A 4843-nucleotide genomic window follows, 5' to 3' on the forward strand; every position below is an offset into this window, starting at 1 on the left:
ACAGCATTATCGGTTTGGTCGATAAAATTGATAATGTCCTTTTCTTCTAATAAAGGACCAGATTTAGCGAGATTTTGTTCTTCATTTTCGCAGATGACTAAGAGAATTTCATCAGAATTGATAAACACTGGTTTTGTCACAAATGCCTCCATATCAAAATATTTAAATACATTTTGAAAAAAACGCCTTGACATAGGTTTTTTTTTTCGGGGTATGGTGTCTGTATATTTCATATTTAATGAACGTCGTCAATATAAAAATTCATAAAATATGAAATTTTATAAAGGTAAAAATTAATTATGGATAACACAATGTTAGAAAAACTTTGGAATTATGGAGATAAAAAAGTGATGGCAGCTATTATTCTTTGTCTAAAGAACAAGAGTTTTGAAGAATCGTTAAAACAGCTTTCTGAACTTCAGGTTTTGCTTGATAATAAAGACGAATAAATTGTTCAGATTCTTTTATTAAAAAAGGTGGGATTTCACCAAAAAAATCAATAATTTTTATTAGCTCGTCCGCTCTTATTAATCTAGGTTTTATTGGTTTATTTTTTGCTGAATTATTTAGTATGTTGGACAAAGTAGATGGCAATATTCCTAAGTGTTTAGCTAGCATTTTTTTGCTACCATGTCCATTTTTAGCTAATTGCTCATTAAGCCATGCCTTTAACTGATCCGATTCCATAAGAGCAAGGCTCTTTCATGCGACATGAAAAATCAATAAAAAAAAACTGAATTTTTATCTTGATAAAATTCATGAAATACGAAACTTTATTATTATGAAAAAAGAACCTGCGTATACCATAATAAAATATTTAGGGGGGGCTGTTAACGTTTCGCGTATTTTGCAGAAATGTAAAGGCGCTGTTTATCGTATCACTTATTCTAAAGAGAAGGGTGGTGCTAATGGATTATTTCCTTCAATTTATCAAGCGCAATTATTAACCTACGCACGTGATCATGGGATAGATTTGCGTCCAGAAGATTTTTTTTATCCCGAGCGCTTGCAGTCATTAATGCAAGAAAAACAAATACCCCCAATGTCAAAATTTACAAAAGAACCTAGCGTTCATAACGCGGGTAATAATTTACAACTTTGAGGAGATCAAAATGAATTTTACTGACGTTTTATCTATAGCAGCAATACCGCTTTTTTTAGGTATCTTAATCTTGGTACGAGTTATTTTTGATTATCGCAACCAAGCCAAGGCATTTAAAGAGAACATTGAAAGTCATAAAAAAGAAATTCAAACGATAAAGAGTGAATGTTCAAAGGAAACTGTAGAGCTTACTCATGAACGTGATGCTGCAATTAAAGAGCAGAATAGAGCGACTATGGAACGTGATGCTGCAATTAAAGAGCAGAATAGAGCGACTATGGAACGTGATGCTGCAATTAAAGAGCAGAATAGAGCAGTTATGGAGCTTGATGCTGCAATTAAAGAGAAAAATAGGATTATTAATGTAAGTAATAGAGATATTGGAAATTATATCAATACCCTTAGAACACGTAATGAATCTATTGAAAAAAGCGATCTTATAATCAAAGAACTGAAGCAAAAAATAGATGAATATGATGAAGTCTTCAGACGGAAGGATGGAATTGTAGATACATTAAAAACAGAAGTTCAATCACGGGGTGAAGAAATTGCAAAACTTCAACAGGAAATTATTGAACTGAGAGCTAATATTGTGGCAGTTGATCCAACTAAGAAATACGAATTCACTGGTGACATCAAAGAATACAAACACAATGGTGAGAAAGGTGGTTGTACGCATATTCTACATCGTATTCGCGCCTTAAAAGACTTTGGAACCATTAAGAAAGGTGATTTAGGCGGTTGGATAGCGAAAGAGGGAAATCTTAGTCATGAAGGTGATTGTTGGGTTGGGGGCGAGGCTATGGTTTTTAATAATGCACAAGTTTACTCTAATGCGCAAGTTTATGATAAAGCACAAGCTTATGGAAACGTAGTTATTGGTGGTAATGCCAAGGTTTATGGCAATGCCCATGTCTATGACAATGCAGAGATTTGGGGTTCATCACAGGTTTATGAAGATGCGTGCGTTTATGGATATGCGACCGTTACTCAGAATGCACAAGTTCACGGCAAAGCACAAGTTTATGAAGAGGCATTAATTTATGGCACTGCGAATATTTATGAAAATGCAACTGTTCGTGGTGATGTACGTGTTGCGACGGAAAGCGTTGGTGGCGGCACTTTAGTTAATAGTGGGGAAATGTTTGCTGCTAATAAAAAAGGCTCTTCACAGAAGAAAAGTAAGTGAGGAGAGAAAGATGAGTTTAGTAGCAACAGTTCTTTCTATAACTACCAATCTATATTTGCTTTATGAGGTTTATCACTATTTTAAACAGGCAGGAGAGCTTAGGGATGAGATAATTAAACAAAAAAGAATAATATGGGATCTAGAGGATAAACTTAGGAAGAATGAGGGGATAAGAAATAGGTCCAAAAAGAAGCTTTAATTGTTTTTTGAGGATTACTTGAGGAAGTATGTTCCATAATAAAAAGCGGAGTATCTGATTTATTCAATTTTGAGGAACAAATGAAAAATTCTAATTTAATTTCTTGTCCACCGATTATATTATTAAAGGAATTAAGACCATTTTGTAAGGTTTGTTCTGTTTCGAGTTTTATTAGGTCTATATGTTTCGGAGATGTGGGGTTGATAGTTATTTGGCCATTTCCGCTAATAAATGTACCGTTGCTATAAACTATTTTATCAAATTCGAATTGGCATTTTTTCTCTATCCATATGTGATTTATTTTAATCATTCTTTCTGTAGGATTTTTAATGTATAATATGACACTAAATTTATTAGGATCATGTTTGTCTGGAGTAGGACTATGTACATTGAACTGTAGCGGTGGTCCTAAGTCCAGTTCTTCTTTTGTTTTTAGTAAAAAATTGACATGTTTTTCTGATGATGTGGCTTGCTTTTGCAATGATTTATTTTGCTCTTCTAGATGGTTAAACTGTTTTTCTACATTGCATAAATCTTCTCTTCGAGTCTTTTCTGCTTTTTTGAGATCTACGTATCTTAAAAGCAACGATAGTATTAGGGAAAAGATACTAATAATTATAGCTATAACATCTTTATCTATTTGCATACTTCTTACACCCTTCTTTCCTTCATTTTCGGAAAAAAACACTTCTATAAAACACATTTTGTGTGGAGCGACGCGGTGATTAACACGATTCTTTGTTTTGATCTAGGTACGCGGACTGGGTGGGCGATACGTGGTGCAAGTGGTGACATGTTCAGTGGTACCGTGAATTTTCAATCGCGCCGTTTTGAAGGCGGTGGAATGCGTTACTTGCGTTTTAAACAATGGCTATCAGAAATAAAGCAGACAGCAGGTCAAATTGACGTGGTGTATTTTGAAGAGGTGAGGCGTCATAAAGGTACAGATGCAGCGCATATTTACGGTGGTTTGTTAGCAACGTTAACGGCGTGGTGTGAACAGCATCAGATACCGTATGAGGGGATACCAGTAAGTACGATTAAGAAAGCGACGACAGGCAAGGGGAATGCGTCGAAAGAAGAGATGATTAAGGCGGTGCGTGCAAAAGGGCACAATCCGAAAGATGATAACGAAGCAGATGCTTTAGCAATTTTATATTTAGTTAAAGAAAGGGAATTGGGGTATGTCCAGTAAATTACCATGGACGAAGCTTTTTGCATACAAATGGCTTCTTACTCTTGGTTGTTTGTCGCCGACCGAGAAATGTATCTATGTCATGTTGCGACTTCTAATGCTCCATACTGGTGAACCTATTTTAAAGGACTTAACGGTATTAGCTTTTTGGGTTGGTTATCCAGTAGAAGAGTTTGAAGCAGCTTTGAATTCCTTGATTGAAGGTGGATTCATCATACGTTTAGACAATGGTGGGTTGTGGAATTCAGAAGTTGAAAAAGAACTCAACAACGTCACTGAAGAGCTAGATAATTTCACTTGCAATAATAATAAAGAAAGGGAGGTGAAGTATGTCAACTAAGTTGCCATGGACGAGGCTTTTTGCAGACCAGTGGGCAATTGTTGTTGATTATTTGCCTGCTGTAGAGGGCAATATCTATATGCGATTACGGTTACGTATGTTGCATACTGGTGAACCTCTTTTTTATAATATTAAAGTTTTATCTAATTACACGGGTTATTCAGTGAAGAAGTTTGAAGCGGCACTGAATGTTTTGCTTGAAGAAGGATATCTCATTCGTTTAGCAGATGGTCGCTTGTGGAGTTTACAGGTTGAAGAGGAATTAAAAGAAGCAGCTTTTATTGAAGAGCAGGAGGGTAATTATGGCAAATAAATTACCTTGGGTACGTAATTTTTATCAAGAGTGGATTATGGACTTTGCTGGCACTGATGCAGCAGAAAAAGCCACTTATAGTACACTCACTGCTTTTATGTATAGAACTTGTGAACCTCTTTATGATGATGCCTCTGTTTTAGCACGTGCTGTTGGCTGTTCAGTACAAACTTTTAAAAAATCATTAGAAAAACTCATTCGAAAAAAATTAATTATCCGCTTGGAAAATGGAAATTTATGGAGTGCACAAGTTGAAGAAGAGTTACTAAATTGCAATGAGAATTTAGAAAAATCTTCAGAAAAGGCATCAAAAGCAGCAAAAGCTAGATGGGATAAAAACAAAGATAAAAGTAATGATGATGCACGTGCAATGCATGAGCAATGCACGAATAATGCATACGCAATGCACGAGCAATGCTTGGAAATGCACAATAACATTAACATTAACAATAACAAAAAAAATAAAAATATTATTTTATCAAAAAGAGAAATTGATTTTGAAAAT

General features: G+C 35.1%; 8 protein-coding genes. 6 read left to right on the forward strand and 2 right to left on the reverse strand.

What is annotated here, in order from left to right:
- Positions 1-360: 360 nt before the first annotated feature.
- Positions 361-687, reverse strand: coding sequence for an XRE family transcriptional regulator (locus ACFIN0_RS09350; protein ID WP_375627683.1), 327 nt, complete (start codon positions 685-687; stop codon positions 361-363).
- A gap of 94 nt (positions 688-781) precedes the next feature.
- On the opposite strand from ACFIN0_RS09350, the gene ACFIN0_RS09355 reads away from it, so the two are divergent.
- Positions 782-1102 carry a hypothetical protein gene (locus ACFIN0_RS09355; RefSeq protein WP_375702401.1) on the forward strand — a complete coding sequence of 107 codons (321 nt, stop codon included), beginning with the start codon at positions 782-784 and terminating at the stop codon, positions 1100-1102.
- Positions 1103-1112: 10 nt separating this feature from the next.
- A complete protein-coding gene (locus tag ACFIN0_RS09360) occupies positions 1113-2291 on the forward strand; it encodes a hypothetical protein (protein WP_375702402.1) in 1179 nt (392 codons plus the stop codon).
- Between the two features lie 152 nt (positions 2292-2443).
- On the opposite strand, the gene ACFIN0_RS09365 is transcribed toward ACFIN0_RS09360, so the two are convergent.
- A complete protein-coding gene (locus ACFIN0_RS09365; protein WP_375702403.1) occupies positions 2444-3136 on the reverse strand; it encodes a hypothetical protein in 693 nt (230 codons plus the stop codon).
- 75 nt (positions 3137-3211) lie between these two features.
- On the opposite strand from ACFIN0_RS09365, the gene ACFIN0_RS09370 reads away from it, so the two are divergent.
- The 4 genes from ACFIN0_RS09370 to ACFIN0_RS09385 form a co-directional block, all read left to right on the forward strand.
- Complete coding sequence (locus tag ACFIN0_RS09370; protein WP_375702404.1) at positions 3212-3685, forward strand: crossover junction endodeoxyribonuclease RuvC; 474 nt, start codon at positions 3212-3214, stop codon at positions 3683-3685.
- A complete protein-coding gene (locus ACFIN0_RS09375; protein ID WP_375702405.1) occupies positions 3675-4025 on the forward strand; it encodes a DUF1376 domain-containing protein in 351 nt (116 codons plus the stop codon). The genes ACFIN0_RS09370 and ACFIN0_RS09375 overlap by 11 nt, the downstream gene beginning before the upstream one ends.
- Entirely contained in the window at positions 4015-4338 is a 324-nt protein-coding gene (locus ACFIN0_RS09380) for a DUF1376 domain-containing protein (RefSeq protein WP_375702406.1), read from the forward strand. Before ACFIN0_RS09375 ends, ACFIN0_RS09380 begins: the two co-directional genes overlap by 11 nt.
- The coding region (locus tag ACFIN0_RS09385; protein WP_375702407.1) for a DUF1376 domain-containing protein at positions 4328-4843 on the forward strand (516 nt) is incomplete at its 3' end. The genes ACFIN0_RS09380 and ACFIN0_RS09385, both read left to right, overlap by 11 nt.

The sequence above is a fragment of the Bartonella sp. AA89HNZF genome (genome assembly GCF_042196905.1).
Lineage (GTDB): Bacteria > Pseudomonadota > Alphaproteobacteria > Rhizobiales > Rhizobiaceae > Bartonella.